The following is a 26,614-nucleotide window of genomic DNA, read 5'->3' on the forward strand; positions in this document are numbered from 1 at the left end:
CCGGCGGCGGCTGCCCCGCTGAGCATGCCCACGAGCCGGCGGCGGCTGACCGCCGCCGGCTCATGGTCGGTGGTAGCCGGAGAGGTCTCGTCGCTCGAGATCACTGGGCGGCCACGACTCCGCTGATCTGCCCGAGCGGCTCGGAGATGGCGTCGACCTCGACAGCGAGGGCCTTCACGTCCTCGGGGGTCAGTGCGTCGTAGGAGACGTAGGGGCTGCCTGGGATGAAGCCGTCGCTGCCCTTGGTCGCGAGGTGGGTATCCAGAAGGCTGATGAGGGCGGGGAAGCGCTGATCGAGCGTCGCGACCAGCTTCGGATTCTTCTCCTCGAGGGCGGGCCTCAGCGCCGTGTAGACGTACTTGGCGCCGTCGACGTTGCCGGCGAAGTCGACCAGGTCGATGCGGGAGTAGCGCTCCTCCTCGCCGGTGACCTTGGACTTGGCGACCTCGTCGAGGAGGGACTTCGCGCCGTTGCCCATGACGAGCGGAGTGAACTCGACGGTCTTGACCAGCTCGGCGAGCTTGGCGACGTTGGTGGTCAGAGCCGACGCGAGTGGCTTGGCACCGTCCAAGGTGCCCTTCTCGAAGAGCAGCTGCTCCAGCGCGTGGAAGCCGACGAACGGGGTGCCGTCGGTGGCGTCGTCGATCCGCATGTCGATCAGGGGGTCCAGATCGCCGAAGGACTCCGCGATCGGCTCGATTCGCTCGTAGTGCAGACGCGCGGTCGGATAGGCCGTCTTCGCGGCGTCGAGATCACCGGCCGCGATGGCGTCGGTGAACGTCTTCGTGGTGTCGATCAGCGCCCGGGTCTCGGTCTCGACGTACGTGCGGTACGAATCGACTGCGGCCTGGAGGTTCTGGTCGAGGGTCTGTGCGGGTGCCTCCGCCCCGGTCACCGCGATCTTGGTGCGGATGCCATTGCCGACCATGCCGGGCTTGCAGGTGACCTCGTACGTGCCGGCCGGCAGGTCGACGATGAGGTCGCGGCTTGTGGCGGGTCCGATGTTCTCGACCTCTCCGACGATGCGGTCCCCGTCGGCGTACACATAGACCTCGGTGACCTGCGAGGAGCTGCTGGTGACCTTGAAGGTGTGTCGGCCAGCGGGCAGGTCGGTGGTCGCCACGCCACATTTCTTGTCGCCGGCATCCACGGCGATCGGCCCATCGGCCTTCGTGTCTCCGTTCGCTCCCGTGCTGCTGGTGTCGGATGATCCGCACCCGGCGAGCAGAAGGGTGAGCGCCGCGGCGCTTCCCGCGAGGGCAGTGAGGTCGAGCGGCTTCATGCGTGGGTCTCCTGGGGTCGGGTGGAGGGAGGGGCTGAGGTCGGTCGCCGGCTTCCGAGGAAGAAGACCGTCATGACCGGGACGAGGTAGGCGCACCACGCGATCGCTTGGGCGACGGTGGTGGCCGGGGTGAAGTTGAAGATGCCGCGTAGGAGCGTGCCGTACCACGAGCCCGGCGGGATCTGGGCGCTGACGTCGAACGCGAGGGTGTTCAGCCCCGGGATGACGCCGCCTTCCTGGAGGTCGTGCACGGCGTAGGCGAGGACGCCGGCGGCGACGACGATCAGGCCTGCGCCGGTCCAGGTGAAGAACTTCGCGAGGTTCAGGGTGACCGAGCGGCGGTAGAGCAGCCACGCGAGTACGACCGAGGTCGCGATGCCGAGGCTGAAGCCCGCGACAGGACTTGCGGTGCTCCCTGCGGCCTGGACCGCTGACCAGAAGAACAGTGCGGTCTCGAGGCCCTCGCGGGCAACGGACATGAAGGCGGTGAGGAGGACGGCGAGGGTGCCCATCTGCAGCGCGGTCGACAGGCGGCCGTCGAGCTCGGCTCGCATGCCGCGCGCGGCGCGGCGCATCCAGAACACCATCCAGGTCACGAAGACCACCGCGAGGGCGGACATCGTGCCGCCGAAGATCTCCTGGCTCTTGAAGTCCGACAGGAGGCTGGTGGAGGTGTAGGTGAGGAGTGCGCCGAAGGCGATGCTCAGCGCGATGGCAGCCGCTACGCCTCCGGCGACTACCGCCAGGCGATCGCGTCGGTCGACCTTCACGAGGTAGGCGACGAGGATGCTGACGACCAGGGCCGCCTCGAGCCCTTCTCGCAGGCCGATCAGGTAGTTCGCAAACACCAGTGACTCTCCACTCGACAACTACGCCGTCGGTAGTTGCAAGGTAAGTCTTACCTAAGAGTCAGTGGCCGTGCAAACGGCGCTCGCGCGTCAGGGCTGGTGCGACAACCGCGGCGACAAGGAGGGCTGTGCCTGCCCCGGCAAGGAGGCCGCCGACGGTGTCGGTCAACCAGTGCGCGCCGAGGTAGGTGCGCGAGAGCATCATCCCTAGCGTGTAGATCGCGGCGATGAGCCATGCGATGCGGTGGCCGATGATGATCGCCAGGATGATCGTCATCGTTGCGGCATTCGCGGTGTGGCCGGAGGGAAATGAGCCGAAGTCGGCGTGCACGATGACCTCTTCGGGTCGGGGGCGCCCGATGGCGTGCTTCACGACTTGGACGAGGGCTGAGGAAAGCGCCGAAGCGACTGCGAACGCACCTGCTGCCCAAGGGCGCCGGCAGGCGAGCAGGATCGCGACGATGATGACCGGGATCACGATCGTCGCGATCTGCCCGCCGCCAAGCTGATCGAGGGTCCGCGCGGCTGTGGTCAGGGGTTCGGCTCGACGAGCAGACATGGCGTCCATCCAGGTGCGGTCCATGCGCTGAACTCCTGAAGGCACCCCGAGGGCGAGCACGATCGACGCGAGGACGAACGTTCCGAGGCAACCGCCTGCAGCAGCCATAACGCCGGCGCGCGCCAGGTTGGGCCCAGCGCTTTCGATCTGCCGGCTCACCCGGGCCCTCCCATTTCACGAGGCCATTCGACGCGTCGTGAATACTACGAGTGACGTAGTAGGTCCGTAGGTGGCAACCTATCCGGAATCAGAGCGAGGAGCGCGGGTATGGCGACAGGCCGCCTTCACCGGTCGACCCTCGTTCACATGCTCTGGCGCAGTGTGGTGTCCGGAGAGTGGCCGGTGGGAAGCCGCATCCCCACCATCAATCAGCTGATGCGTGAGACCGGGCAGGGGCTCCAGACCGTCCGCGAGACTGTCGGAACGATGGTGAACCTAGGCATGCTCGAGACCCTGGGTGGGCGCGGCACCGTCGTACGGGAGGTGTCTCCGGCGCGGTTCCTGTTCGGCGCGTATGTCGACGCCGGGCGTGTCGAAGAGGTGCACGCGTTCGTTCGGGCCCTCGAGGTCGAGGCTGCTCGACGAGCGGCTGAGCGTCGCTCCGACGCGGATGCCGACCGGATCATCCGAGCGGGCGTCGAGATCGCGGGACTCGCCGAAGCGGGAGCGCGCCTGCGTCGGGACGCTCACCAGAGCTTCCTCGACCTTGTATTCGCTGCGGCCGGGAGCCCTCTGCTCGCCGAGTGGCACCGTGGTGCCCGGACGAGTCTCGAGAACCTGGGCGGTGGCAGCGCGTCGGACGTCGACTCGAGTGAAGTCTCTGGCTGCCCAGAGATCGCCGAGGCCATCGCTCGACGCGATCCTGACGCCGCCGCTCTGAACGCCGCCAGACGCGGGTCGAGATGTTCAGGCACCGCGTCGGTCGCCTCGCTGGTCCGCGACGAACGCTATAACTCGTAGTCCGCGCAGACGAACTTGTGGTCCGAATCGCTGGTCAGGAGGCCGACCCGGCTCGTGCGCTCGGTGGAGAACACGTCGTCGATCCTGCGGTGAGACCCAAGGGTGCCCTCGCTTCCGCCGTACGACGGCCACGCCGAGTGGACCCCGCCGAGCTCCAATCCGTGGAAGTTGGAGTCACCCATGACCCAGACCGCGGGGCATCGCTTGAGCAGGTCGTCAACGACGGCTTGCAACCTCTCGTGCTCGGAGTGATGACGTGCGGAGACCCGGGGCCGGTCGGCGCGATAGGCGCCCCGCGCCTGGGATCCGGGCACGAGGTGGAAGCTGGCCACCCCGACGGTCCTCGCCGCCTCCCGGTCGTAGGCCTCCACGACCGTCGCCCATCGCGGCGGCAAGAGGGAGAGCGGCCGGGTGCCCGGATCGGATCGACCGACCTCGGCGAGGCGCACGATCCGAGTGCGGAAGGGGGCGTACCTGTCTGTGCGCAGCCCCACCAGGCAGTCGCCCGGCAGCGAGGCGATCCACGTGAACGGCCCGCTGCCAACTGTCAGGCGCGGCACTCCGGCGAGCCGAACGCGTCCGGTCGTGGCGAGCAGGCGGGCGCGGAGCACTGTCCACTCCTGAAGGCCGATCACGTCCGGCACGGTCTCGAGGATCGCCGAGAGGCACGCTTCCGCGGACGGAGCGGGGAGTGAGGACTGGACATTGGCCGTGAGCACGCGCGTCGTCATGGCTGCATCACCTTCGGTGGCTGAGGTCCGGCAGGCGCACTTCCTTCTCGGCGTACGCGCCGTGCCCGAAGCTCGCACCGTTGGCCGCGACCACCATGGCCAGAGAGTAGTTCTCGCCGATGAGTGACCGTGCCTCCGCCTTTCCCGCCCCGACGTCGTCGACCCCGACGGGCCGGCCGAAGAAGCCAGATGCTGGGACGCCCGCGTCCTTGAGCGCTTGTTCGGCCGCGAGGTACCCGCTCGCCTCCGATCGGCCCGTCACGTAGAACACTGCGTAGCCCAAGGTGTGAGCGGTCTTGACGAAGCGCACTGAGCGCGGCACGAGATCGCGAAGACCACTGAAATGCGTTTGCAGCATGACGTCGTCGATCCCCATCACCACGGCCAGTCGCTCGCCTGGTCGTCGATGATCCGCACGTCGCCGGAGCCATTGCTCCGCGCTGATGCCGTCCCCGACGTCGCGATAGGCGCGGTCCACGGCGCCGAGCCACGCTGCTCGGGTCATGGGAGCGACGTACGCGGGATTCGCGTGCAGCGTGGGTGAGGGCCGTGGGGCGGGATGCTCGGCCACGGGGATCTGTGACACCGCGAGCACGCCACCGGAGAGCAGGAGGCCCACGACGGACCGCAGCAGCCAACGCACGATCGTCACCGTCGGCGACCGATCCTGACACTCGCCTGACTGGGCATGAGGCTCCCCGACGATCGTGCACAGGTTGCTTGCAGGATCACGCCGCGATGCTGCGGCCATGCCTAGTGAATCGTCCCTGACTGCCGCGCCCCGAGCGCGGACTCTGCTGAACAAGGTCCCCGAGATCACGCTGTGGTTCTGGGTGATCAAGATCCTCTGCACCACCGTCGGGGAGAGCTTCGCCGACTGGATCAACATGACCCTCGGCGTCGGCCTGACCAACACGGCGCTCATCTTCACCGCCGTGCTCGCGGCCGTGCTGTTCGCGCAGATGCGCCTGGACCGCTACGTGCCCTTCGTCTACTGGCTGACCGTGGTCGTGGTGAGCATCACCGGCACGCTCTACACAGACATCCTCACCGACAGCCAGGGTGTCCCGCTCTGGATCAGCACCACCGTCTTCTCGGTGCTTCTCGCGATCGTCTTCGCCATCTGGTACGCCCGCGAGCACACCCTCTCGATCCACAGCATCACCTCGACGCCTCGCGAGGCGTTCTACTGGCTCGCCGTCCTCGTGACCTTCGCCCTCGGAACCGCCACCGGCGACTGGACCCTCGACCTGACCGGTTGGGGCCCCGGCAAGTCCGTCCTCCTGCCTGCCGCCCTCATCGCGACCGTCGTCGTCGCCTGGCGTCTCGGTGGGCAGCCGGTGCTCGCCTTCTGGCTGGCCTACATCCTCACCCGCCCCCTCGGTGCCAACATCGGCGACTGGCTCGGGGTGCCGAAGTCCGAGCAGGGCCTGGGCCTCGGGACCGCCGTCACGAGCGTGATCTTCCTCGTCGCGATCGGCGCGACCGTGCTCTATCTGTCGCTTTCCAAGGCCGACGTCATCTCCGAGGCCGAGACGGCGGAGACCGCTGGCGTACGCGGCGCCGACCCGATCCGGGAGCGGCTCGCCCTCGCGATCTACGCGGTGGCCGCGATCGTCACCGCAGTCCTGCTCTACCACGCCTCCCAGCAGCCCCACGCTGCGCTTGCCAGCGAGGGAGAGGGTGGCGGCTCCGCCGCGAACAACATCCACCTCACTCCGGCCCAAGCCGTTGCGAAGTTCCCGGCTTCGGACATCGCCGCTCTCAAGGCGATCGTGGACGACACGCTGACGAAGGTGAACGCCGGCGACCAGTCCGGCGCGACCAAGGGCGCCAAGGAGCTGGAGACCACCTGGGACGACGATCAGTCCAAGCTCCAGCCCAAGGACGACAAGGCGTGGACATACCTCGACGGCCAGATCGACGACGTCCTCAACGCGATCCGCGACGCCAAGCCCGACACAGCGACCGAGAAGAAGACGCTGACGACCTTGTCGACGTCGCTCGCCGGCTGAGGAAGCCGCCGACGTGCTCGGGCGTCACCAGGCTTTCCGGCCCCGCGGGGCGCGCTGCATCGCGGCCCTCCGCATCATCACGCTCTGCGCCGCGCTGCTGAGCATGCCCGTCCTCGCGCCGACTCCGACCTATGCGTCGGAGTCGGCGCCGACGCCCTGCTCGCTTTCACCGCTCCCGCCATCCCCCGCCCTCGCGGCACTCCGGCACGAGTTGGTGAGCGGTTCGGGCCACATCGCGGCGATCGGGTCGTCCACGACGTACGGCATCGGGACGACGAAGCCGTCCGAGCGATGGGTGGATCGCTTCATGGCCGGTCTGGCCGCCCGGGGGCTGCCCGTCGATCCCACCGCTGCCGGACCGCTCGACGTGCGAGCGCTGACACCGCAGGACCGCGTCACTCTGGTGGACGGCGCGCTGCCCGGGACGATGGCCGGATCCCCCCTGATCAACCCGGCAGGCAGCAGATCGCTCACCGAGAACTACGCGGTCGTCTATCTCGTCGGACTCATCAGTGCGGAGGTCATGGGCCAGCAGCCCACGATCGTCTTCCACATGGTGGGAGCCAACGACTACGGCCGAGGCATCGACCCTCGCTGGTACGCCGACGGGCTCGAGTTCGCCGCGGACATGTTCCCCTCCAACACCATCCATCTCTTCATCGGCGCCTACCAGCCGCCGGGGGTGACCCGGGCGCGATTCCCCTGGTCGTCGTACGCCGACGCGATGAGGAAGGTCGTGGCAAAGGACCCCTCGCACCGCCTTTTCCTCGACCTCGCGCCATGGTTCAACGCAGCCAAGATCTCCGCCAGCGACCCCCACGGACTCGTGAGCCCTGACGGGTGGCATCCGACGCCCACGGGCCACGCCGCAATCGCGCAACTGGTTCTCCGCGGCATTGGAATGGGCTGTTGACGACGCTGCATTCGGATGCTTCGAGCTCTCACTCGATACTCTGGCCCGCGCGCAATATGACTAGCGAGGGAGCCGCTGTGAGTCACGACCTGAACTACGTGTGGGAGAAGTTCTACCGAGCAACCGTCACCCTTGCGCGCAGCAATGGCGATCTTGCCCCGGCACTCGCTGAGGCGTACTTGGAGCACATCCAATGGGCGCTTCCCCCTGGTCGTGACGTCGCCCCCGACTTGGCAGCGGGTGTCGAGGAGGTGCAGCGCCGAATGACCCAACGGCCAGACCCGGGAGACGGTTCGGGAACTGTTCGCGCAAGCGTGCAACTCATGACCGCCGAGGAACTGAGAGAGGTTGCGGAGCAGATCGTCGAAATCGCCTTCGACCTCAGCCGTCAGATGTGGTCGGATCGCTGACCTCATCCTCCGCCGCCGTTCGACTCGAGAACGTCCTCAACGTGTGAGCGCGTAGACCTTCTCGCCTGTGAGCCACTCAGCGTCTTGAGGGCCCTTGACGTATGGGCCACGCCAGATCACCTTGTGACGCTGCTCCGAGGGGTACCACTGACGCACCTTATGCATCTTCACGACGAATCGGTGGTGATACTTCCGGGGCGGCGCTCCCACGCCTTCGGGCTGGATGGTGGTTGCACTACGCAACGTCACTACCCGCACTGCCTCGTGGTTCGGAACCCGGATTGTCGCACCATTCGCGTGCACGGCTGGCGGCTTGGACACGGCCGTCGTACGTTGCGCCGCCAACCGCATAAAGGCGAAGAGATATCGCTGCGTAAAGTTCGCCAGAGCATCAGGCACCGGTTCGCCCATCACGGCGTACGACTCGGGATCTACCGCGGGCGCGATCGTGTCGTCGGCTTTGAGGGCCAGCGCCGCCCGCTCGTGATCGAGGGAAGTAGTGGTCGCTGCGTCGACACCCTCACCGTCGGTCAATACCAGGTTGTTCGCCGACTCCGGGATCAGCGGTTGGAGTGGGTAGCCCATGCGCTTTGCCGCGTCCCGCAGAGCGCCGACACTCGAATGGATGGTCGGCTGCGCAGTCCATTGACTGATCTCGACATACCGCCCCGCCGCAGGCGTGTGCGCCACGCTCCAGGTCATGGCTCGCACGTAATAGGCAACCTCACCGCTGCGGTTCGCGACGGGCTGCTCGAATGGCAGGAGAAGCACACCGTGCGCGTCCAGTAGGTCATCGTCGGTGATCGTCAGCAGATCCTCGTGGGTGAGGTCCCGAGCGGCCGCGCAAACGACGGTGTGAAGCGTGGGGCTGAGCACGTAGGCCTGACCGGTCTTGCCGGCCGTCGCTCGCCGCCGCATGTGCGTGTAAGCACGTTCATAGGCCGCGATCGAGAAGGCTGGGCCGAACGACGCGTCGCGGGCGAGCGCGGACACTTTGCCCCTCAGCTCCTGCGGAAGCGCGGTGCGACCGATCGCTGCGTCCAGATTCGCAGCGCTGAATCCCACCGACGCCAGCCCGTTGACCTCAGCGGTGCTGAGGTTCGCACCCATCCAAAGGGCTATTGGATTGTCGGCGTACTTCTCTCCGATTGTCTTTGCCAGCGCCACGACATCCTCGCTCGCGCGTGAAGCTGTCCATCCCGCGCCCGGACCTTCGCCGATCACGGCACGGCGAACACGGTTCTGCTCGCGTCCCCTCTTGCTCACATTGGCTCCTTGCGTCGGTCCCGAGCCAGCGTCGTCAGCCGCTTGCCGAACGTACTCGCCGATGGCATTGAGCTTCTCGATGGCCTCGCCGCTGGGGATTCCGTACTTCCGAGCAAGAGCAGTGACACGGCTTGAGTGACGACCATCGAGAACGGGAGGAGGTACCTCTCCGAAAGCGCGCTCCTCGGGTACGTGTGGCATCACAGTCCAGGGTAGGCGCTTGTCCGTCGCGGAGCGGCGGTACAAGCAACCGTCACTACGCGGCGCCTTGTCGCCGACGGCGCAGGAAGGGAGGTTGGTGGGAAGGAGAATCAACGGCGTCGTAGAGCGTCGACGCTCCACCGTGAGCCGGCATCCGAGGCTAGAAGGGCGAGCGAGGCGAAGACGTATCCGGCGGACGGGCCGAGGTCCGTCTGACCGGGGGAGTACCACGGCAGGTGCATTCCTTCGGCCCCGATCCAGATGCCCAGGGAGAGGAGCGCGCTGCCGATGAACGCCGCTCGTGAGGCGACTCCGAGGATCAGCATGATGGCGACGATCGTCTCGACGACGGCGATCGTGACGGCGAACGCCTGGGCATCGGCGGCGGCGAAGGCCTTGTTCAGCTCCAGCATCTGGTGGACCACGGGCGTGTGGATCGTCGTGGCCTTGGCGAACTGGTCCGCGAGGGTATGCCCGCCGATGAACCCCGGCATCCATTTGAAGGAGGCATCGATGGCCCAGAGCATGCCGAAGCCGATCCGTGCCAGTGCGGCGAGGTGGGGCCGGGAGAGTTGCACGACCCCATGCTGGGCGTGTGACCTGACGGACGGCTGAACGCCTCAGTGCAGGAAGAAGCCGATCCACGAGGCGATGACGATCCCGCAGACGCCGACCTCGACCCGGCGTGCCCAGGACCGGGGGTAGACCCGGTCTTCGAAGTAGTGGGCGACGAACCCGTCGGCGGGCAACGGCGGGCGGCCGGCTCCGCGCCGCGCCCAGTTCTCCATGCGTGAGAGCGGGCAAGCCTTGCGCCAGCGGATCACGCTTGCGCCCCAGGCTGCGGAGGCAGCATGCGGCACCAGCGTCCACGGCATGAGCCACGCCACGAATCCGCCCAGGACGACGAATCCCAAGAACATCAAGTGGACGATGACCGCAGCCTTCGCCACTGCACGCGACGCTCGCTTGGACACCACGGCGAGACCTTAGGCCAGTGACGCTCTCTGACGCCGCCGTTCCCTCCGTTTGGGCTTGTCAGGCTGGAGTCAGCGCACGGTGACGACACTATGGTGCGATGGCTCTGGGCTTGGCCGACATCGGAAGGAAGGCGACGGGGATGCGAGTGCTGGTGGTCGAGGACGAGCCACGGCTGCGGGCGTCGCTTCGCGTGGGCCTGGAGGCCGAGGGCTATGCCGTCGACGCGGCCGCCGATGGCGGCGAGGGCCTCTGGTACGCCCGCGAGAACTCTTACGACGTCATCCTGCTCGACATCATGCTGCCCGTCCTCAACGGCTACAAGGTCTGTCAGGCCCTCCGCGAGGACGCCATCTGGACTCCCGTCCTGATGCTGACGGCGAAGGACGGCGACTGGGATCAGATCGAGGCGCTCGACACGGGTGCAGATGATTACGTGACGAAGCCGTTCAGCTTCGACGTGGTGCTGGCCCGAATCCGTTCCCTCGTACGACGAGGAGCGACGCCCCGCCCGGCGACGTTGACCGTGGGCGAGCTGTCCTTCGATCCGGCTGGTCGCTCGGTGACGCGGGCCGGCGAGCCTCTGAGCCTCACGGCGCGTGAGCTCTCACTGCTGGAGTTCTTGATGCGCCGAAGTGGATCGGTCGTGACCAAGCAGGAGATCCTCAACAACGTCTGGGACTTCAACTTCGAGGGTGATCCCAACATCGTCGAGGTCTACATCGGCCGGTTGCGCCGCAAGGTCGACAAGCCCTTCGGCCAGGACTACATCGAGACGCTGCGCGGCAGTGGCTACCGCATGCGAGCTCCCGAGTGAGGTCGATCCGCGCCCGAGTGTCACTCGCGGCACTCGCCGCCGCCCTGGTCGTCGCGGTGATCGGCGCCATCCTGTTCGTCACGCTCCTGCGCATCACACTTGTCCAGTCTCTCGACTCGGCCGCCGACTCGCAGCTCGACACCGTCGAGGCGCAACTGCGCAACGGAGCCACCGACGACGAGGCCGTCGTATCGGGCGTGAGGGACATCATCGTCCAGATCATCCGCGACGGGCAGCTCTCGGCGACCGACAAGCCACAGGTGAGTGAGCCGGTTCGGACCACGCCCGGCACGTGGACGGAGGTCCACATCGAGGGCCTGGAGGATCCCTTCGTGGTTCACGTGCGGAGCGTCGATCCGCACACCCTGATCCTTGTCGGGGTCTCGCAGGAACAGGTGGGTGACGCCACCGGCGCCACCGCTCTGTTGCTCGTCGTCGCGGTTCCGATCGCGCTGGCCCTGCTCGCGGTGGCGCTCTGGCTCACGATCGGTCGGGCGCTGCGCCCCGTGGAGGAGATGCGCGCTCAGGCGGCCACGATCACCAGCGAGCATCTGCACAGGCGGTTGGCGGTGCCACCGGGCGCCGACGAGATCCCGCGCTTGGCCAGCACGCTCAACCAGATGCTGGACCGAATCGACGCCGGCCATCAGCTGCAGCGGCAGTTCGTCTCCGATGCCTCTCACGAGCTGCGCTCGCCGCTCGCGTCGATGCGTCAGCTCGCTGAGGTCGCTCGCCGCTACCCGGACCGAGTGAGCGCCGCTGCCTTGGCCGACGACGTCCTGGCCGAGGAGCGGCGGATGGAGGAGTTGGTCACCGCACTGCTCACCCTCGCGCGGTCCGAAGGCGCCGGCGGCGTACGTCAGGAGGTCGATGTAGACGACCTGGTGCTGGCCGAGGTGGCGCGCGAGGAGAGCGGCGTGCCGCCGAGGATCGACGTCTCAGGCGTCGGTGCCGGTCGGGTTCTCGGCGACCCGGTGCTGGTGTCCCGGGCGGTCCGCAATCTCATCGCGAATGCCCGTCGACATGCGAGGGAGCGAGTGGTCGTCGAGCTCGAGGAACGTGACGGGACTGTCAGCCTGGCCGTGCACGACGACGGTGTCGGCATCCCTGTGGCCGATCGAGAGCGGGTCTTCGAGCGCTTCGTCCGGCTCGATGAGGCAAGGGCCCGGGAGGACGGAGGAGCGGGTCTCGGGCTGGCGATCGTGCGCAAGGTGGTCGAGGGCATGGGCGGAACGGTCTCGGTCGGCGAGGGCCCCCTGGGCGGCGCCCTCCTCGTCGTCTCCATCCCCGCGGCCGACGAGGAGTGATCGCCGTCCGTCCGGGTGGGCCTCGACCGGTATCCGGTCAGGCCCGACTCGTGTCAACGCGCCTTGGCTGCTGGCCTGTAGCTCAGCGCGACCGCGCCCGACCGGAACTCGCGGCGATCGACGAGCTCCAACCCCACGTGCTCTCGCAGGCCGGCGAGCAACGTCGGCCCGTGCCCGGCGACCACGGGGTGCACGACGAACTCGTATTCATCGATGAGGCCGAGATCAGCCAGAGCTGACGGGAGTGCCACGCCTCCGACGGACAGGCGCTCGCCCGGCTCGTCCTTGAGGCTCCGGATCGCGCTGATCAGGTCGGCGTCGATCACCGTCGCGTTCCAGTCCGTATCGGTGAGCGTGCTGGAGACGACGTACTTCCTCGCTGCGTCGATAGCCTCCGCGAACGGCGTCTCCATCTTGCCCATCCAGTCGGGCCAATCGCCCGAGTCCGGGCGCCGCCACGCCGCTTCCATCATCTCGTATGTCACGCGTCCGTAGATCAGCGCGCCCGCCTCCGCGATCGCCTCGGTCCAATAGCGCATCGACTCCTCGTCGGGTGGTAGACCAGCCTCGTGATGGCAGCACCCGTCGAGCGTGACGTTGATCGAGTATCGAAGCGGTCGCATCTCACTACTCCTCAAGGGCCGGGAGAGCCTGCTTGCCTTCCCGTCCGTCTCAAGACGTTAGGCGGTCAGCGCGACGAGTGATAGCCGACGAGCCACTCGCCTTCGCGGAGGCTGTTGGCACGCTGGATGACGGTCCGACCGCCGCGGAGCCTCTCGAACTCGGCGTCGAGCGTGGCGCAGTCGTCCCCGAAGGTGAGGTAGCCGTCGGCGCGCACGAGCCAGATCCGGCCGGTGGTCTCGTCCGCGATCGTCTTCGCGTACGTCGTCGGGTCGGCCGACTGGTTGCGGGCGGCATAGTCGGTCCAGTCGATCAAGGCCGGTGACGCCATCGTCGGATAGGTGACCTGCTCGACGCTGCCGGGCAGTAGGCGGTCCACTGCGGGACCGAGCTGGTCGGGGCAGTAGACGACGAGGTCGCCCGGTGCGACGTGCGTGCTGAGGAGCGCCGCGGTCTCGGCGGCTTGCGTGCGCGGGCCGAGGAGGCTGGAGGTGGTGAGCACGGCGAGTGAGAGCAGCACGGCAATCGAGCCGGCCGCCCACCGGGCGGGCCGCGGGAGCTGAGCCGCGCCGATACCGACGACCAGGAGAGCCGGACCCAGCGCGACTGTGCTGTAGCGAAGTCCGTACGCCGAGCCCTGAATGTGACTGGACAGCAGCCCAAGCAGCAGGGTGCCCGCACCCGTCAGCAGTAGGACCCGTCCCGCCATGACGCGGACGGCGAACACCGCGATTGCGAGTCCGAGGATCAGGAGCGGGATGTGGAACGCGCCGCGACCGGCCCACGCCTGGACGGTAGCGCCGAGGTCGAGCACCGAGGCGGGTGGCGCCCAGGGTGCGCCGGTGTGCCGGATCTGAAAGAGGAAGGACGGCACCCAGGGCACGAAGGGCGCCCCGCCGAGCGGCAACGCGAGGGCGGCGCGCGTCCATGCTCCTCGTCGGCGGATCGCGCCGACGACGAGGACGACTTCGGCGGCGACGAGCAGGAAGAGGCACCAATAGTGGGTGAGCGCCAGCAGGCCGGCGACGATGCTCAGGGCAGCGAGGCGGGGGAGCGTGGGCCGCGCCAGTGCTCGCAGACCGACGAGGATCCCCAGCAGGCTCAGGAGCAGGACGAGGGCGTACATCCGGGTCTCAGTCGCATACCGGATCGCGAACGGGGAGGCTGCGAGTGTCAGCAACGAGGCGGCCGCGGCGCGGGGTCCGCCGAGGCGCCCGCCCACGGCGTACGCGAGGGGGAGGGCGGTCAGGGAGAAAAGTCCGGACAGCGACCTGACCGCTAGGGATCCGGTCCCGAACAGCCCGATCCAGACGTGCAGGAGGAAGTAGTACAGCGGCGGCGAGCCGTCGTGGCGCAGCGCGGTGACGAGGTCGGGGAGCGGCAGACGGGCGATGTCGACCGAGAGCGTCTCGTCGAGCCACAGCGCCGTGCCGGAGTGCAGTCGCGGCACGACCAGCGCCACGATCGCCGCGGCATAGGCGCCGCGCAGCAGTCGCGTCCTCATCGAGCGCGCGGCAGGACCGGCGCGTCGCGGCCAGTGCCCGACCCCCGCTTCTCCTCGTGGTACTCCTCCTCGACGTTGACCGCCCACAGGTCGTGCGCCGGCGAAGCGCCGAGGACGTTCCGCGCGGCGAGCAGGGCCGTCATCATCGAGTGGTCGGCGTTGTTGTAGCGGTGCATGCCGTTGCGGCCGACCGGCTGGATGCCCGGCAGGTGGGTCTCGAGCCAGGCGCGGATGGTCGCGACGTTGGCCTGGTAGGCCTCGTCGTAGACGGGGTAGGCCTTCGGCATGCGGACGACGTAGCCGGCTCGCACACTCCCGGCCGGGACGAGGCCGAGCTGCTCGACCTCGCGGGTGGCGAGCGCGATGAGGTCGTCGTCGGTGGACTCCCAGAGGTCATCGCCCTCGAAGACGAAGTACTCCATGCCGAGGCAGGTCGCATCGCCCTGCACCAGATGCGGGGACCACGAGCCGAAGTTCTGGATCCGCCCGACGCGGACCGCGGGATCGTGCACGTAGACCCAGTTGTCGGGGAAGGCGGTCTCCCGTGGCACCACGAGGGCCACCGTGAGAAAGTCGCGGTGGTTGAGGGCGGCCGCCGCCCGGCGTACGGGGGCGGGCGCGGGCGGGTCGAGCGCATCCACCAGTTCGCCGAGCGGCATCGAGCTGATCACCGCGTCCACCGAGGTACGACGGCGCCCACCCTCCCGCTCGGTGATCAGTGCCGAGACTTGGCCGTCGTGGTGCTCGATCGCCGCCACCGGCTCCTGCATGTGCACGTTGACGCCGGCCTCGGCGAGCAGGTCGCGGGCGCGCTCCCACATCATGCCGGGGCCGAGGCGGGGATACTCGAACTCCTCGATCAGGCTGGTGACGTGCTCGCCGCGACCGGGCCAGATCGCCTTGCGGACGGCGGTCAGGAGTGAGAGGTTCTTGATCCGCTGCGCCGCCCAGTCGGCCTGGATCGTGTCGGCCGGGACGCCCCAGACCTTCTCGGTGTAGGTCTTGAAGAAGATCCGGTAGAGCCGCCAGCCGAAGCGGGCGGCGACCCAACCCTCGAAGGTGCTCTGATCCGCTGGCGGCCGGATCCGCGCCCAGGCGTAGCTGAGCACGCAGAGCAGCGCCTCGACGATCCCCAGACTACGCAGCGCGTTGCCCGCCTTAAGTGGGTAGTCGAAGAGCTTGCCGCGATAGAGGATGCGGCTCATCCGCGGCCGCAGCAGGAGCTCGTCCTCGCCGAGTAGCTCGTGCCACAGAGCCTTCACCTCGGGGACCTTGGTGAAGAAGCGGTGGCCACCGATGTCGAAGCGCCAGCCGTCGCGCTCGACCGTCTGGCTGATCCCGCCGATCGCGTCGGTGGCCTCGAAGATCTCGACGTCCACGTCGCTCTCGGTGCGTTGGCGCACGAGCTCGTGAGCCGCGGTGAGTCCCGCGGGCCCGGCGCCGATGATGCCGACCGTCCGCGGTCGGTCCGTCGCGTGGGGTGTGCTCGTGCCGAGGGTCGCTTGTGTCATGCCATGACTGTCGGGCCGGTGACCTGACGGCACCCTGACTCATCCTGAGGGCTCCGGCGGCGAACTCTCAGGTCGAGTCAGGGCGCTGTCAGGTCGCGCTGCGGATGCTCGTCCCCATCGCCCAGATCCGCTGGCGATGGAGAGTGAGGAATCCCTATGTCGGCACAGACGTCCCAGCAGGCGCTCGAGCTGCTGCTCTTCGCCACGGACCCCCGATTGGTCGCCGAGGCGACCGAGGCCGGCATGGACGGCTTCATCGTCGACTGGGAGCGACGCGGCAAGTATCGGCGTCAGGCCGGCGAGGGTACCCAGATCAACAACGACACCCTCGAGGACCTGCAGCGCGTTCGAGCGGCCACCCGTGCGCGGCTGATCTGCCGGATCAACGGCTTCGGCGCCTGGACCCGTCACGAGATCGAGGAGGCGATCGCCGCCGGCGCCGACGAGATCCTGCTGCCGATGGTCCGCGACGCCGCCGAGGTCGACCAGGTGCTCGCGATGGCCGTTGGTCGCTGCGGGGTCGGCATCCTGATCGAGACCCGCGCCGGGGTGGCGGCGGCCGCGGAGCTGGCGCGCCGCCCACTGTCGCGGGTCTACGTCGGGCTGAACGACCTGCGGATCGACCGGGGCAGCAGCGAGCTGTTTGCGCCGCTGGCCGACGGCACCGTCGACCGGGTCCGCGCCGCGGTCGAGCACTCATCCTTCGGAGTCGCCGGGCTCACCCTCCCCGATCGTGGTCACCCCGTGCCGAGCAGCCTGCTCGCTGCGGAGCTGATCCGGATCGACGCGCAGTTCACCTTCCTGCGCCGCTCCTTCCTCGCCGACACCGGCGGCACCTCGCTCGGCCCGGCAGTCGCCGCCATCCGCGCGCAGCTCGACCGACTCGTCCGACGGTCCGACGCGGCGGTCGAGCGTGACCGCCTGGCGCTGCTCGGGATCGTGGCGCACCCCGAGGTGCTGCCCGCATGACCGAGCAGCTGGCAGGCTGGGCGGGACAGCGGGTGCTGGTCACCGGCGCCGGCGGCTTCATCGGCAGACACCTCGTTCGGCGGCTCGCCGACGTCGATGCCGACGTCGTCGTGTGGACCCGGGACGATCTGGACCTGGCCGACCGCGATCGGGTGCGGGCAGCCGTTTCCGGCGTACGTCCCGATGTCGTACTGCACCTCGCCGCCGCGCGCGACGCGTCGTCCGTCGAGGCCCGCGACGCCACCACCGCCGTCAACACCCTCAGCGGCGCCTGGATCGTCGAGGCCGTGCCGGACTCCTGCCGGGCCGTGATCCGGCTCGGCTCCTCGACGGAGTACGCCGCCTCCCCCCTGCCCATGGACGAGCAGGCACCGTTGCGGCCTCGCGGACTGTTCGGCGCGACCAAGGCGGCCGGCTCGCTCCTCTTCACGGCCGCCGCCGAGCAGCGGGGGATCCGGAGCGCGGTGCTCCGCGCGTTCCAGGTCTACGGGCCGGGCGACAAGCCCGGGCGATTCGTGCCGACGGTGCTCGCCGCCGCTCGCAGCGGCGAGACCCTGCCACTGACCGCGCCGGGCCTGCGGCGCGACTGGGTCTGGGTCGGTGACGTCGTCGACGCCTGCCTGGACGCGGCGACCGCGGACGACCTGCCGGCCGGCGCCGTCCTCAACCTCGGCACCGGCGTGCAGACCACCAACGAGGAACTGGTCGACGTCGCGGAGCGCGTCACCGGACGACGCATTGCCCGGGCGGTGGGCGCTCATCCCGGCCGGTCGTGGGACACCGCCGACTGGGTCAGTGACCCGGCGGCCGCGGCGTCGATGTTGGGTTGGAAGTCGCGGGTCGATCTCGCGGAGGGTCTCGCCCGCTCGTGGGCGGCGTCATGAGGGTCGCCGTCGTCGTGCCGGTCTACCGCAACGCGGCGACGCTCGAGCCCCTCGCCGCCCGCCTCGGCCTGGCCCTCGCGGACCGTGACTGGGTGCTCAGACTCGTCATCGATGCCTGCCCCGACGGTAGCGCCGCCATGGCACACCGGCTCGCGGCGACCGACGCGCGCATCCAGGTGACCGAGCTGGCGGACAATGTCGGGCAGCACCGCGCCATCGCGCTCGGACTGCACGAGGAGGCCCTCGCCGAGGTGTGGGTCTGTCTCGACGCGGATCTGCAGGACCCACCCGAGGCGCTTCCGTCGCTCGTCGCGCGACTGACCGGCGAACCCTGGACGGCCGGGGTCTTCGCCGGCCGGCGCGGCGACTACGAGTCCCGTGGCCGCCACCTCACCGGCGACCTCCACCGCCGTCTCCTTGCGTCGATCACCGGCCTGCCCGCAGACGCCGGAGCCTTCCTCGCGATGGACAGGCGGTTGCGCGACGCGGTCGTGGCCGGCGTACGGGACGACGGAGCGCCGAGCGTGGTCCTCGCCGCCGGACTCAGCGGTCTGCCCCTCGCAAGCGTCCCGGTCGAGCGGCACGTGCGACCCGTCGGCGTCTCCGCCTGGACCTCGGGCGCGCGGCTGCGGCAGTCCCTGCGCACGCTTGGCTGGGCGGCGCGGCACCGGCTGCGCACCTCGACGCTCGCGACTTTCCTGCTGATCGGCGGGCTCGGGACCCTCGCCTACCTCCTCGCCTACGAGCTTCTCCGGATTGCCATGCCCGCGCAGCCAGCCAACGTGACGTCCCGCATCGTCATCGCCGTGGCGACCACCTGGCTCAACGCCCGGCATGCCTTCGGGGTCCGCATCTCGGTGGCACGCGTGATCTACGGCTCGCTCGTCCTGATGCTCGCGGTGATGGCTGTCGCGAGCGCCTTCCTCGCCGTGGAGCAGTCACTCCGCGGGCCCTCCGACCAGCTCGCCGAGCTGGTCACCCTCTGCGCCGCCACCGTCGTCGGCACCGTCCTGCGGTTCGAGCTGATGCGTCGCTGGCTCTTCCGCATCCCTGCCCTGAGCACCCCCTGAACGAAGGAGATCGATCCATGGACACCCCACCCGCCGCCGCGCGTACGCCGGCCCGAAATCGCACCGAGCATGCGCTCAGCAAGGTCCCGGAGGCGACCATCGCCTTCTGGGTCATCAAGGTCGTGACCACCGGCATGGGCGAGATCGTCGCCGACGCCTTCGCGGAGAAGGTCGGCATCCCGATCACCGCGACGGTCGGCGGTCTCCTCATGGCCGCCGCGCTGTGGTGGCAGTTCCGCCAGGACCGCTACAAGGCCGTGCCCTACTGGATGGCTGCCGCGATGGTCAGCGTCTTCGGCACCAGCGTCGGCGACGGCCCCCGCCGAGGGTTCGGGTGGAGCTTCTGGGAGACCTCGATCATCTTCGGCGTCCTCGTCGCTGTCATCCTCGGCGTCTGGTTCGCCCTCGAGCGCACGCTGTCGATCCACAGCATCACGACCCGGCGCCGCGAGGTCTTCTACTGGCTGACCGTCGGTGGCACCTTCGCGCTCGGGACCGCGGTCGGCGACCTCGCCACCTACCTCGGCTCGCCGTTCATCCAGTCGGCGATCATCTTCGGCGTCGTCATGCTGGTCGCCTATCTCGGCTTCCGGTTCGTCAACCTCAACGCCGTCTTCGCGTTCTGGACCGCCTACGTCATGACCCGCCCGCTCGGCGCCTCGATCGCCGACTGGACCTGGGTGCCCAAGCCGTTCGGCGCGGGGCTCGGCAAGGACCTCACCGGCGTCGTCAGCGTCGTGATCTTCGTGGTGATGCTGGCGTGGATGGCCAAGACCCGCAACGGAGAGCCGGCCGCGGTTGACGGGGAGGACGTGGATGCTGCAGCAGCGGCGTGAGACCCGCCGGGACCGAGCGGCGCGCCTTTGCGTTCCGCTCGTCCCGGCGTTGGTCCTCCTCGTCCTGGGCGGGATCCAACTCGTGCAGGATCCGCCACTCTGGTACGACGAGGCCTACACCCGCCTCGCCTCCAGCGTCCCGCTGCACACGCTGCTGAGCGGCGTCTGGCACCGGCAGGGCGTGATCGGCTATCTCATGGACGTCCCGCCGTCCTTCAACGCGCCCTACTACGTGCTGATGCACGGGTGGTGCGCAGTGTTCGGCACGGGGGACGTCGCACTGCGGCTGCCGTCGTTGCTGTGCTCCGCGACCGCCGTCGCGGTGATGGCCGTTCTCGGGCAGCGCCTTGCCGGTCCGGTCGCGGGCCTGGTAACCGGCTTGCTCTGTGCCGTCTCGCCTCTGCTCGCCGGGCAGGCCGTCCAGGCTCGCGACTACGGAGCGGCGATGCTCGCGGTCGCTCTCTGCGCTCTGTGGCTCGTCTCGTGGCGCTCGACGGGGCGCGGGGTGCGACGGGTGGCCTTCGCGGCCGGTGCCGCCGGGCTGCTGCACTGGTTCACCCTGCCGGTCATCGCCGGTCTCATGGGCGTCGCGCTGACATCGCGGTTTTCGTGGCGACCGCGGTGCAAGATGGTGCTCGCGCTGGCCCTGGCCGTCGTCCCCGCCGCCCTCCTCGTGGGGTGGTCCCTGGCAGGCGGGACGTACGGCGCCCCCACCCCGCCCACCGTCGGCTGGTCGCTCCCCGTGACGGCCGTGCGGGACTGGTCGGGCACCTCGCCCCTGCTCGCGGGCCTGCTCGCGATCGCCGCGCTTGCCGGGGCGCTGACTTCGCGCCACCGGGCGCTCATCCTGGGCTGGGTGGTCGTTCCGCTGATGCTCGTCACCGCGGTCGAGCTCACCCGCCCGACGTACTTCCCGCGCTATCTGCTCTTCACCCTGCTCGGCCTCGCGCTCGCCGCCGCACTCGGGGTCGCGGCGGTCCGGTGGCGGCCAGCACGCCTTCTGCTCGCCACTGCCCTCGTCGGGCTCTCCCTGGCCGTCACGGTCCCACGCTTGGACGTCAGTGCAGAGGAGCCGTCGCCTGCGGTGGTCGCGCTGCTGGCACGTGAGCAGTCGGCGGGGGAGCCGATCATCCCGGCCGACGGCCGGACTTCGCTCGATCTGGAGACCTACCTCTCGGTCGCGCCCCGGATCGCGGATGACCTGGTGCTGCCGCCGACGCTGTTCACCGATCAGACCACGTCCGACGTCGTCTGGCTGGTCCGCGTCGTGCTGAAGGTGAACAGCCTGCCGATCGTGCCTGCTCAGCAGCGACTCATCGATGCAGGATGGACGCGGCAGGCCGCCACGCTGGTGACGGGGAGCACGACCGACCTGAGAGTGGAGAAGTGGGTCCGTTGAGGACCGTGCGGACAGGACGATTGCAGGTTGGGCGCCCCACGCTGTGGCGATGAGCTCACCATGCGTGGCCCTCACATGCCAGAGACGGCGAGCCCCCGTGCCGGGGACTCGCCGTCTGGTACATGCCGGGGGCCGTCAGTCGGTGCCGCTCTCCTGCGAGTCCGGGACCTCTCCGTCGCCGTCACCGGTGTCGGTGGCACTGTCGGAGGCGTCCTGGTGGCCGGGCTCGTTCGGGTTCGCGTCGGGGCCGGTGTCGGTGGCGTCGTCGTTGGTCTCCCCATCGGTGCCCTCCTCCGTCTCCTGCGAGTCGGGAACCTCGCCGTCGCCGTCCGACGTGTCGGGCGTGACCTTGCTGGGGGTCGGCGTGCTCGAGCCGGAGTCGGCGTTCGCGGTGACGACGCCGCCGATGCCGAGGGCGCCGACGATGGCCGCTGCCGCGATGACCGCGAAGTTGCGCTTGATGTCCATGGGTTCTCCTGAAGAAGGGTGGGTTTCTGATCGGACACCACCACGATCGCTGTCGGCCGCTGTGCCGACGCTGAGACTGCCTGAGACGCCTCTCAGTCGACGCGACAGCGGGCCGCATTCGTTGCGAAGGTGGAGCCGTGCGCGTGCTGCTGGTTGAGGACGAGAGGGCCTTGGCCGGCGCAGTGCAACGCGGGTTGACGGCGCAGGGCCTCCTGACCGACGTGCAGCACGACGGAGTAGCAGGCCTCGACGCTGCGATGGCCGGCACGTACGACGTCGTCGTACTCGATCTCATGCTGCCTGGAATGAACGGCTACGAAGTCTGTCGCCAGCTCCGTGCGGCGGACGTCTGGACTCCCATCCTGGTGCTCAGCGCGAAGGACGGCGACTACGACCAGATCGACGCGCTGGAGCTGGGCGCCGATGACTACCTCACCAAGCCGTTCTCCTTCCCTGTCCTGGTCGCCAGGCTGCGCTCGCTGATGCGACGTCAGGGCGTGGGACGTCACCCGGTGCTGTCCGCTGGCGACCTGCGCCTGGACCCCGCGACCCGAGAGGCATCCCGCGGGTCGACGCCTCTCGATCTCACGCCGCGCGAGTTCGGGCTGCTGCACTACCTGCTGCGCAACAAGGGCGTCGTCGTGACCAAGCTCGACATTCTCCAGAACGTGTGGGACGTCAGCCACGACGGGGGCGAGAGCGCCGAGAACGTCGTGGAGGTCTACGTGGGCTACCTGCGTCGCAAGATCGACCAGCCGTTCGGTGTCCGATCGATTCAGACGGTCCGCGGCGCGGGCTATTTGCTCACGGATTCGATCAGCTCATGACGAGGAACGGAGCATCGGTCCGCAGCCGCGCCGTCCTGGCCGCCTTCGTAGCGCTGGTGCCGGCCCTTCTCCTAGCCAGCGTGGCAGCGGTCCTCCTCCAACGTCACGACCTCACCAGCTCGACCGTGCTGGTGGCACGCGAGCACGCGGCAGCCGTTGAGAGGCAGTGGGAGGACGGGGCGACGCCGAGCTCCGCGGTCGCGGCAGCCGGGGGAGAGGACCTCGTCCAGATCGTCGAGCTCGCCTCAGGCAAGGGACGAGTCGTTGCAGCGACCGGGGGCATGTCACGCAGCGGCCCACTCGCGCCCCAGGGCTCGCGAAGCCGGACCACCGCGGGCCTCCTCCCGGGAGAAGGGGATCGCTATGTCGTCGTGACCCGCCCCGCGCCGTCTGGCTACGTTGTCGTCGCTCGGAGTCTCGAAGGCGTCGACCAAGCGGCGAGCTCAACCACCGGCATCCTCGGTGTCGGCTCGCTGCTGGTCATGGCAGCTGTGTGTGGGCTCACGTGGCTTCTCATCGGGCGCGCGCTGCGACCAGTGGAGAGCATGCGGCGCCGTGCTTCGGAGATGACGACCGCAGATCTGTCCGCGCGACTCCCGGTTCCGACGACAGGCGATGAGATCGAGCGCCTTGCGACCACGATGAACGACCTGCTGGAGCGAACGGAGGAGGCGGTAGTCGCGCAACGTCGCTTCGTCGCTGATGCCTCGCACGAGCTCAGGAGTCCTATCGCGTCCGTCCGGGCCCTGCATGAAACCGCTCACCTCGGCGCGCCAGGACAGGGCGCAATCGACCTGACGTCCGAGGTGCTGACCGAGGTGAGACGCCTTGACGACCTCGTCGCAGATCTCCTCTTCCTTGCTCGCGACAATGCCGGCGGAGAGGAGCGCCAGGGGCAGGCGATCCCCGTCGACCTAGCCGTCGAGGCGGCGTTCCTCGTTGACCGGCCGCGGCGCGTGCCGGTGACGCTTATGACATCTGGGTCGACCTGGGTGCTGGGCGACCCGCGCGCTCTCTCGCGGATGATTCGCAATCTGCTTGACAACGCCGAGCGTCATGCGGCGTCGAGCATTGTCGTGATGGTCGAGTCGGTCGCCGCGGATGTGCGTCTCGTCGTCTCCGACGACGGGCCCGGCATCCCGGACCATGAGCGCGAGCGTGTGTTTGGCCGCTTCGTGCGACTCGACGAGGCCAGGAGCCGCGACGCCGGCGGGAGCGGCCTCGGCCTGGCGATCGTCCGCCAGATCGCCACCCGGCATGGCGGCACCGCTCAGGTGTCGGACCCGTCCGTCCGAGACAACCCGATGACCGGTGCACTCATCACCGTCACCCTCCCGGGCTTGCCGCCAGCCCACGGCGAGCCCCATCCATAGCGCGCCCGGGAATCTGGTGGCGTGGCACACATTTGGCCCGCTTGGACACATTTCTGGCCACTCGGCGACGGGCGGCGGAGCCACCGGTACGACGACGGGATGAACCCCGTCCCGCAGACTCGTGAGTCCCACCAGTCCTTCGAGTTCGACCCGATCGAACTCGCCCGCATCGCCGCCGCGCTCGAAGCCGACATCGCGCCGTCGACCCGGAAGATCTACGCCACGATGTGGCGCCACTGGGCCACCTGGTGCACAGGCCGCGGAATCGCGGCACTTCCCGCCGACCCCGACGCCATCGCGGCCTACCTCACCGAACGCGCAGCCGCCGGACTGCGCTACGGGAGCCTGGAAGTGTCCTGCTCGGCCATCGCCTACGAGCACCGCTGCGCCGACCTGCCCAACCCCACCTCCGACCCGACCCTGCGCCGAGTCCTGCGCGGACTCCGCAGGACCCTCGGCTGCGGCACCCAGCGACCCGCCCACCCTCTCACCCTCGACGAGATCCACCGCCTCATCGAGCCACTCGACCCCACCCGCCTCGCCAGCGCCCGCGACAAGGCCCTCATCCTGCTCGGCTACGCCTCAGCCCTACGACCCAGCGAGCTGTCCAACCTGCGCTACGACGACCTCGCACTCCACAGCAGCGGACTCCTCATCACCATCCGACGCTCCAAGACCGACCAAGACGCCCACGGCGAGATCATCGCCGTCGCCCAAGGCGCACACGCCGACACCGACCCCGTGAACGCGCTCATCCAGTGGACCAAACTGCGCGGCCTCGGCAACCCCGGCAGTCTCGGAACGGTCGAGATCCACCGCCGCGACGCCGGCAGCCGGTTCGTGTTCCCGCAACTGCCCGCGCTCGGGACCGAACGCGAGCGCCAACTCTCGCCCAACGGGGTCAGCGAAGCCCTCCAGCGCCGCGCCAAAAAGGCGGGCCTCGGACACCTCCACATCAGCGGACACTCCCTGCGCGCCGGACACGCCACCACGGCGGCCCACAACGGCGCCAGCCTGGACCGCATCGCTGCGCAAACCCGCCACCGCCGACTCGCGACCCTCCTGGACCACTACATCCGACCCGCCGACGCGCTCACCCGCACCACCAGCCGCGACCTCGGACTGTGAACCGGGGGTGGGTCGAGCGACGATTGCTGGTTGATATTCAAGCGGATATCATTGCGGCATGGCTGAGGGATCGATCATCGCGCGAGCACGCCGCGGCAGCGGCCTGTCGCAGCGTGACCTGGCGCGCCAGTCGGGTACCTCCCAGCCGACCCTGTCCGACTATGAACGCGGAGGTAAGTCGCCGACCTTGGCCGTGGCCGAGCGAATCGTCCGGTCCAGCGGCTACGACCTCGACCTGACGCCGCGCGTGACGTTCACCCAACGCCCGGGCGCTCGCGGGGAGCCCTACGCCGTCCCGGATCGTCTCTGGCGTCTCGACGTCGACGATGCCCTCGCCGTCGTCGTGTTGCCGGGCCATCTGCACTGGTCCGGACCTTCGCGTACCTATCGACTGGCTGATCGCGCAGATCGCATGCGTGTGTACGAGATCGTTCTGCGCGAGGGAGCCGAGGCCGACCTATTGGTCTACGTCGACGGCGCCCTCCTGTTGGACGCGTGGGACGACCTCATCCTCCCTGCTGCATTGCGGGCGGCCTGGGCGCCACTGATCGCCCGCTACCGAGGCAACGACGAAGGCAGAGGGACGTGAGCGACTCGGAGGAGCGCGGGCTCAGCCATTTCCAACTCGAGATCGCGAGCCTGTTCTTCTCCCTGCCTGAGTCGGCAGGGTTCCTCTTGGCTGGCGGCGGTGCCCTCATCGCTCAGGGCCTCGTGTCCCGCGAGACCGAGGACCTTGACTTCTTCACTCAGCGTGGCGGCGCGGGCGTCGAGCGGGCAGCCGCCGCGCTGATCGCGGCCGCCGAGGCGAGCGGATGGACAACCACCGTGATCCGAAGCGGCCCCGAGTTCCGGAGGATCGGACTCACACGTCCCGATCAGCCCAGTAGTGAGCAGGGAACGCTCTACATCGACCTCGCCATCGACGCACCTCCGGACGGTGCGCCGACCCTCACCGTCGCAGGGCCAGCACTCTCCCCACGGGAGTTGGCCATACGCAAGACACTCGCGCTCTTCAGCCGCGCCGAGCCACGTGACTTCGCCGACGTCTACGCCATCCACCAGCACTTCGACCGCTCAGAGATCCTTACCGAAGCAGCAGCGGCCGACGCCGGCTTCGACATCGGCGTCTTCGTTCAGATGCTCCGCTCACACAAGCGTCTCTGCGACAATGACTTCCCGCCGACCGGAGTCAGCGTCGAAGAGCTACGAAGGTACTTCGACGACTGGGCAGACGACCTCGGCAGCGACCGGACCTGAGCCGGACTCCGGGAGGATCGGGTTCGGGTTCGCACGCGGGCTCTGGATCGAACGTTAGGTGCGGCCGGCAGAGCTGGCCATCAGGAGCCCCGCCACCCCCTGGGCTCGCTGCTCGGCGGCGTCATAAGCGGCGAAAAGACGCACGCATCGCGGTGCATTGCGGATGAGTGGATCGAGTGTCAACCAAACGGGCGTTCTGTGGCCAGTTGTGTCGGTCCTGTGGGCCATGATTGACGTCGGTCCAGTTTGTGAAGATGAGGCGGGCTTGTCAGTGAGTGAAGAGGACGAGGAACTTCGGAGGGTTCGATTCTTCGGTCCGAACGACCTAGCGACGGGCTGGTTCGTTCAGCGGGCGGTCGGGACTGCTGCACGAACTGGTGACAGTTTCGGTTAGGCCGCTTGGGTGGCGGCTGGCTTCATGATCAGCTCGTATTCGACAGGGGTCAATCGTCCGAGAGCAATCTGTCGTCGGCGTCGGTGGTA

General features: G+C 68.7%; 28 protein-coding genes. 16 read left to right on the plus strand and 12 right to left on the minus strand.

Annotation, left to right across the window (positions count from 1 at the left end):
- Positions 1-100: 100 nt before the first annotated feature.
- The 3 genes from efeO to QM572_RS01380 all read right to left on the minus strand — a co-directional run bounded on the left by efeO (position 101) and on the right by QM572_RS01380 (position 2,848).
- Positions 101-1,282: an iron uptake system protein EfeO gene (gene efeO, locus QM572_RS01370; protein WP_415089227.1), complete on the minus strand. Its 1,182-nt coding sequence runs from the start codon at positions 1,280-1,282 to the stop codon at positions 101-103.
- Entirely contained in the window at positions 1,279-2,130 is an 852-nt protein-coding gene (gene efeU / locus QM572_RS01375) for an iron uptake transporter permease EfeU (protein ID WP_415089229.1), read from the minus strand. Before efeU ends, efeO begins: the two co-directional genes overlap by 4 nt.
- A gap of 61 nt (positions 2,131-2,191) precedes the next feature.
- Entirely contained in the window at positions 2,192-2,848 is a 657-nt protein-coding gene (locus QM572_RS01380) for a phosphatase PAP2 family protein (protein ID WP_415089232.1), read from the minus strand.
- A 147-nt stretch (positions 2,849-2,995) separates the two neighbouring features.
- Here QM572_RS01380 and QM572_RS01385 point away from each other — a divergent pair, with 147 nt between their 5' ends.
- Positions 2,996-3,649: a FadR/GntR family transcriptional regulator gene (locus tag QM572_RS01385; protein WP_415089234.1), complete on the plus strand. Its 654-nt coding sequence runs from the start codon at positions 2,996-2,998 to the stop codon at positions 3,647-3,649.
- Here the strand turns inward: QM572_RS01385 and QM572_RS01390 are convergent.
- Together QM572_RS01390 and QM572_RS01395 are read right to left on the minus strand one after the other, a co-directional pair.
- Positions 3,637-4,380, minus strand: a complete 744-nt coding sequence (locus QM572_RS01390) for a hypothetical protein (protein WP_415089236.1) — start codon at positions 4,378-4,380, stop codon at positions 3,637-3,639. The genes QM572_RS01385 and QM572_RS01390 overlap by 13 nt on opposite strands.
- Positions 4,381-4,387: 7 nt before the next feature.
- On the minus strand, positions 4,388-5,131 hold the full coding sequence (locus QM572_RS01395) for a hypothetical protein (protein ID WP_415089238.1): 744 nt from the start codon (positions 5,129-5,131) through the stop codon (positions 4,388-4,390).
- Between QM572_RS01395 and QM572_RS01400 the strand changes: the two genes are divergently transcribed.
- The 3 genes from QM572_RS01400 to QM572_RS01410 all read left to right on the plus strand — a co-directional run bounded on the left by QM572_RS01400 (position 5,130) and on the right by QM572_RS01410 (position 7,718).
- Positions 5,130-6,395: a hypothetical protein gene (locus tag QM572_RS01400; protein WP_415089240.1), complete on the plus strand. Its 1,266-nt coding sequence runs from the start codon at positions 5,130-5,132 to the stop codon at positions 6,393-6,395. The two genes, QM572_RS01395 and QM572_RS01400, sit on opposite strands and share 2 nt — an antisense overlap.
- 214 nt (positions 6,396-6,609) lie before the next feature.
- Complete coding sequence (locus QM572_RS01405; protein WP_415089243.1) at positions 6,610-7,308, plus strand: SGNH/GDSL hydrolase family protein; 699 nt, start codon at positions 6,610-6,612, stop codon at positions 7,306-7,308.
- 77 nt (positions 7,309-7,385) lie between these two features.
- Positions 7,386-7,718, plus strand: a complete 333-nt coding sequence (locus QM572_RS01410) for a hypothetical protein (protein ID WP_415089245.1) — start codon at positions 7,386-7,388, stop codon at positions 7,716-7,718.
- A 36-nt stretch (positions 7,719-7,754) separates the two neighbouring features.
- On the opposite strand, the gene QM572_RS01415 is transcribed toward QM572_RS01410, so the two are convergent.
- The 3 genes from QM572_RS01415 to QM572_RS01425 all read right to left on the minus strand — a co-directional run bounded on the left by QM572_RS01415 (position 7,755) and on the right by QM572_RS01425 (position 10,162).
- Positions 7,755-8,984 (minus strand): hypothetical protein, encoded by a 1,230-nt coding sequence (locus QM572_RS01415; protein ID WP_415089247.1) that lies wholly within the window; start codon positions 8,982-8,984, stop codon positions 7,755-7,757.
- Between the two features lie 311 nt (positions 8,985-9,295).
- Positions 9,296-9,763, minus strand: coding sequence for a hypothetical protein (locus QM572_RS01420; protein WP_415089249.1), 468 nt, complete (start codon positions 9,761-9,763; stop codon positions 9,296-9,298).
- A 42-nt stretch (positions 9,764-9,805) separates the two neighbouring features.
- Positions 9,806-10,162, minus strand: coding sequence for a DUF2784 domain-containing protein (locus QM572_RS01425; protein WP_415089251.1), 357 nt, complete (start codon positions 10,160-10,162; stop codon positions 9,806-9,808).
- Between the two features lie 98 nt (positions 10,163-10,260).
- Here QM572_RS01425 and QM572_RS01430 point away from each other — a divergent pair, with 98 nt between their 5' ends.
- Positions 10,261-10,977: a response regulator transcription factor gene (locus QM572_RS01430; protein ID WP_415089253.1), complete on the plus strand. Its 717-nt coding sequence runs from the start codon at positions 10,261-10,263 to the stop codon at positions 10,975-10,977.
- A gap of 17 nt (positions 10,978-10,994) precedes the next feature.
- Positions 10,995-12,284 carry an ATP-binding protein gene (locus QM572_RS01435; protein WP_415089256.1) on the plus strand — a complete coding sequence of 430 codons (1,290 nt, stop codon included), beginning with the start codon at positions 10,995-10,997 and terminating at the stop codon, positions 12,282-12,284.
- Between the two features lie 53 nt (positions 12,285-12,337).
- Here the strand turns inward: QM572_RS01435 and QM572_RS01440 are convergent, their stop codons facing one another.
- The 3 genes from QM572_RS01440 to QM572_RS01450 all read right to left on the minus strand — a co-directional run bounded on the left by QM572_RS01440 (position 12,338) and on the right by QM572_RS01450 (position 15,920).
- The gene (locus tag QM572_RS01440) at positions 12,338-12,907 is read right to left on the minus strand and encodes a dihydrofolate reductase family protein (RefSeq protein ID WP_415089259.1); all 570 of its coding nucleotides are present in this window, start codon (positions 12,905-12,907) and stop codon (positions 12,338-12,340) included.
- Between the two features lie 65 nt (positions 12,908-12,972).
- On the minus strand, positions 12,973-14,409 hold the full coding sequence (locus QM572_RS01445; protein WP_415089261.1) for a glycosyltransferase family 39 protein: 1,437 nt from the start codon (positions 14,407-14,409) through the stop codon (positions 12,973-12,975).
- On the minus strand, positions 14,406-15,920 hold the full coding sequence (locus QM572_RS01450; RefSeq protein WP_415089263.1) for an NAD(P)/FAD-dependent oxidoreductase: 1,515 nt from the start codon (positions 15,918-15,920) through the stop codon (positions 14,406-14,408). Before QM572_RS01450 ends, QM572_RS01445 begins: the two co-directional genes overlap by 4 nt.
- A 156-nt stretch (positions 15,921-16,076) precedes the next feature.
- Here QM572_RS01450 and QM572_RS01455 point away from each other — a divergent pair, with 156 nt between their 5' ends.
- From QM572_RS01455 to QM572_RS01475, 5 genes are all read left to right on the plus strand, one after another.
- Positions 16,077-16,889, plus strand: coding sequence for an aldolase/citrate lyase family protein (locus QM572_RS01455; protein WP_415089265.1), 813 nt, complete (start codon positions 16,077-16,079; stop codon positions 16,887-16,889).
- Complete coding sequence (locus QM572_RS01460; protein ID WP_415089267.1) at positions 16,886-17,773, plus strand: NAD-dependent epimerase/dehydratase family protein; 888 nt, start codon at positions 16,886-16,888, stop codon at positions 17,771-17,773. The genes QM572_RS01455 and QM572_RS01460 overlap by 4 nt, the downstream gene beginning before the upstream one ends.
- Positions 17,770-18,843 carry a glycosyltransferase gene (locus QM572_RS01465; protein WP_415089269.1) on the plus strand — a complete coding sequence of 358 codons (1,074 nt, stop codon included), beginning with the start codon at positions 17,770-17,772 and terminating at the stop codon, positions 18,841-18,843. Before QM572_RS01460 ends, QM572_RS01465 begins: the two co-directional genes overlap by 4 nt.
- A 17-nt stretch (positions 18,844-18,860) precedes the next feature.
- On the plus strand, positions 18,861-19,679 hold the full coding sequence (locus QM572_RS01470; protein ID WP_415089271.1) for a hypothetical protein: 819 nt from the start codon (positions 18,861-18,863) through the stop codon (positions 19,677-19,679).
- Positions 19,680-19,761: 82 nt separating this feature from the next.
- Complete coding sequence (locus QM572_RS01475) at positions 19,762-21,078, plus strand: glycosyltransferase family 39 protein (protein ID WP_415089273.1); 1,317 nt, start codon at positions 19,762-19,764, stop codon at positions 21,076-21,078.
- A gap of 135 nt (positions 21,079-21,213) precedes the next feature.
- Here the strand turns inward: QM572_RS01475 and QM572_RS01480 are convergent, their stop codons facing one another.
- The gene (locus tag QM572_RS01480; RefSeq protein ID WP_415089276.1) at positions 21,214-21,546 is read right to left on the minus strand and encodes a hypothetical protein; all 333 of its coding nucleotides are present in this window, start codon (positions 21,544-21,546) and stop codon (positions 21,214-21,216) included.
- A gap of 137 nt (positions 21,547-21,683) precedes the next feature.
- On the opposite strand from QM572_RS01480, the gene QM572_RS01485 reads away from it, so the two are divergent.
- The 5 genes from QM572_RS01485 to QM572_RS01505 all read left to right on the plus strand — a co-directional run bounded on the left by QM572_RS01485 (position 21,684) and on the right by QM572_RS01505 (position 26,131).
- A complete protein-coding gene (locus QM572_RS01485) occupies positions 21,684-22,373 on the plus strand; it encodes a response regulator transcription factor (protein ID WP_415089279.1) in 690 nt (229 codons plus the stop codon).
- On the plus strand, positions 22,370-23,746 hold the full coding sequence (locus QM572_RS01490; RefSeq protein WP_415089281.1) for an ATP-binding protein: 1,377 nt from the start codon (positions 22,370-22,372) through the stop codon (positions 23,744-23,746). The genes QM572_RS01485 and QM572_RS01490 overlap by 4 nt, the downstream gene beginning before the upstream one ends.
- A gap of 99 nt (positions 23,747-23,845) precedes the next feature.
- Positions 23,846-24,874, plus strand: a complete 1,029-nt coding sequence (locus tag QM572_RS01495) for a tyrosine-type recombinase/integrase (protein WP_415089283.1) — start codon at positions 23,846-23,848, stop codon at positions 24,872-24,874.
- A 58-nt stretch (positions 24,875-24,932) separates the two neighbouring features.
- Positions 24,933-25,463 carry a helix-turn-helix domain-containing protein gene (locus QM572_RS01500; RefSeq protein ID WP_415089285.1) on the plus strand — a complete coding sequence of 177 codons (531 nt, stop codon included), beginning with the start codon at positions 24,933-24,935 and terminating at the stop codon, positions 25,461-25,463.
- Positions 25,460-26,131 carry a nucleotidyl transferase AbiEii/AbiGii toxin family protein gene (locus tag QM572_RS01505; RefSeq protein WP_415089287.1) on the plus strand — a complete coding sequence of 224 codons (672 nt, stop codon included), beginning with the start codon at positions 25,460-25,462 and terminating at the stop codon, positions 26,129-26,131. Before QM572_RS01500 ends, QM572_RS01505 begins: the two co-directional genes overlap by 4 nt.
- The last annotated feature ends 483 nt before the right edge of the window (positions 26,132-26,614 follow it).

It is taken from the genome of Nocardioides sp. (genome assembly GCF_047607365.1).
In the GTDB taxonomy this organism is placed as follows: Bacteria; Actinomycetota; Actinomycetes; order Propionibacteriales; family Nocardioidaceae; genus Nocardioides.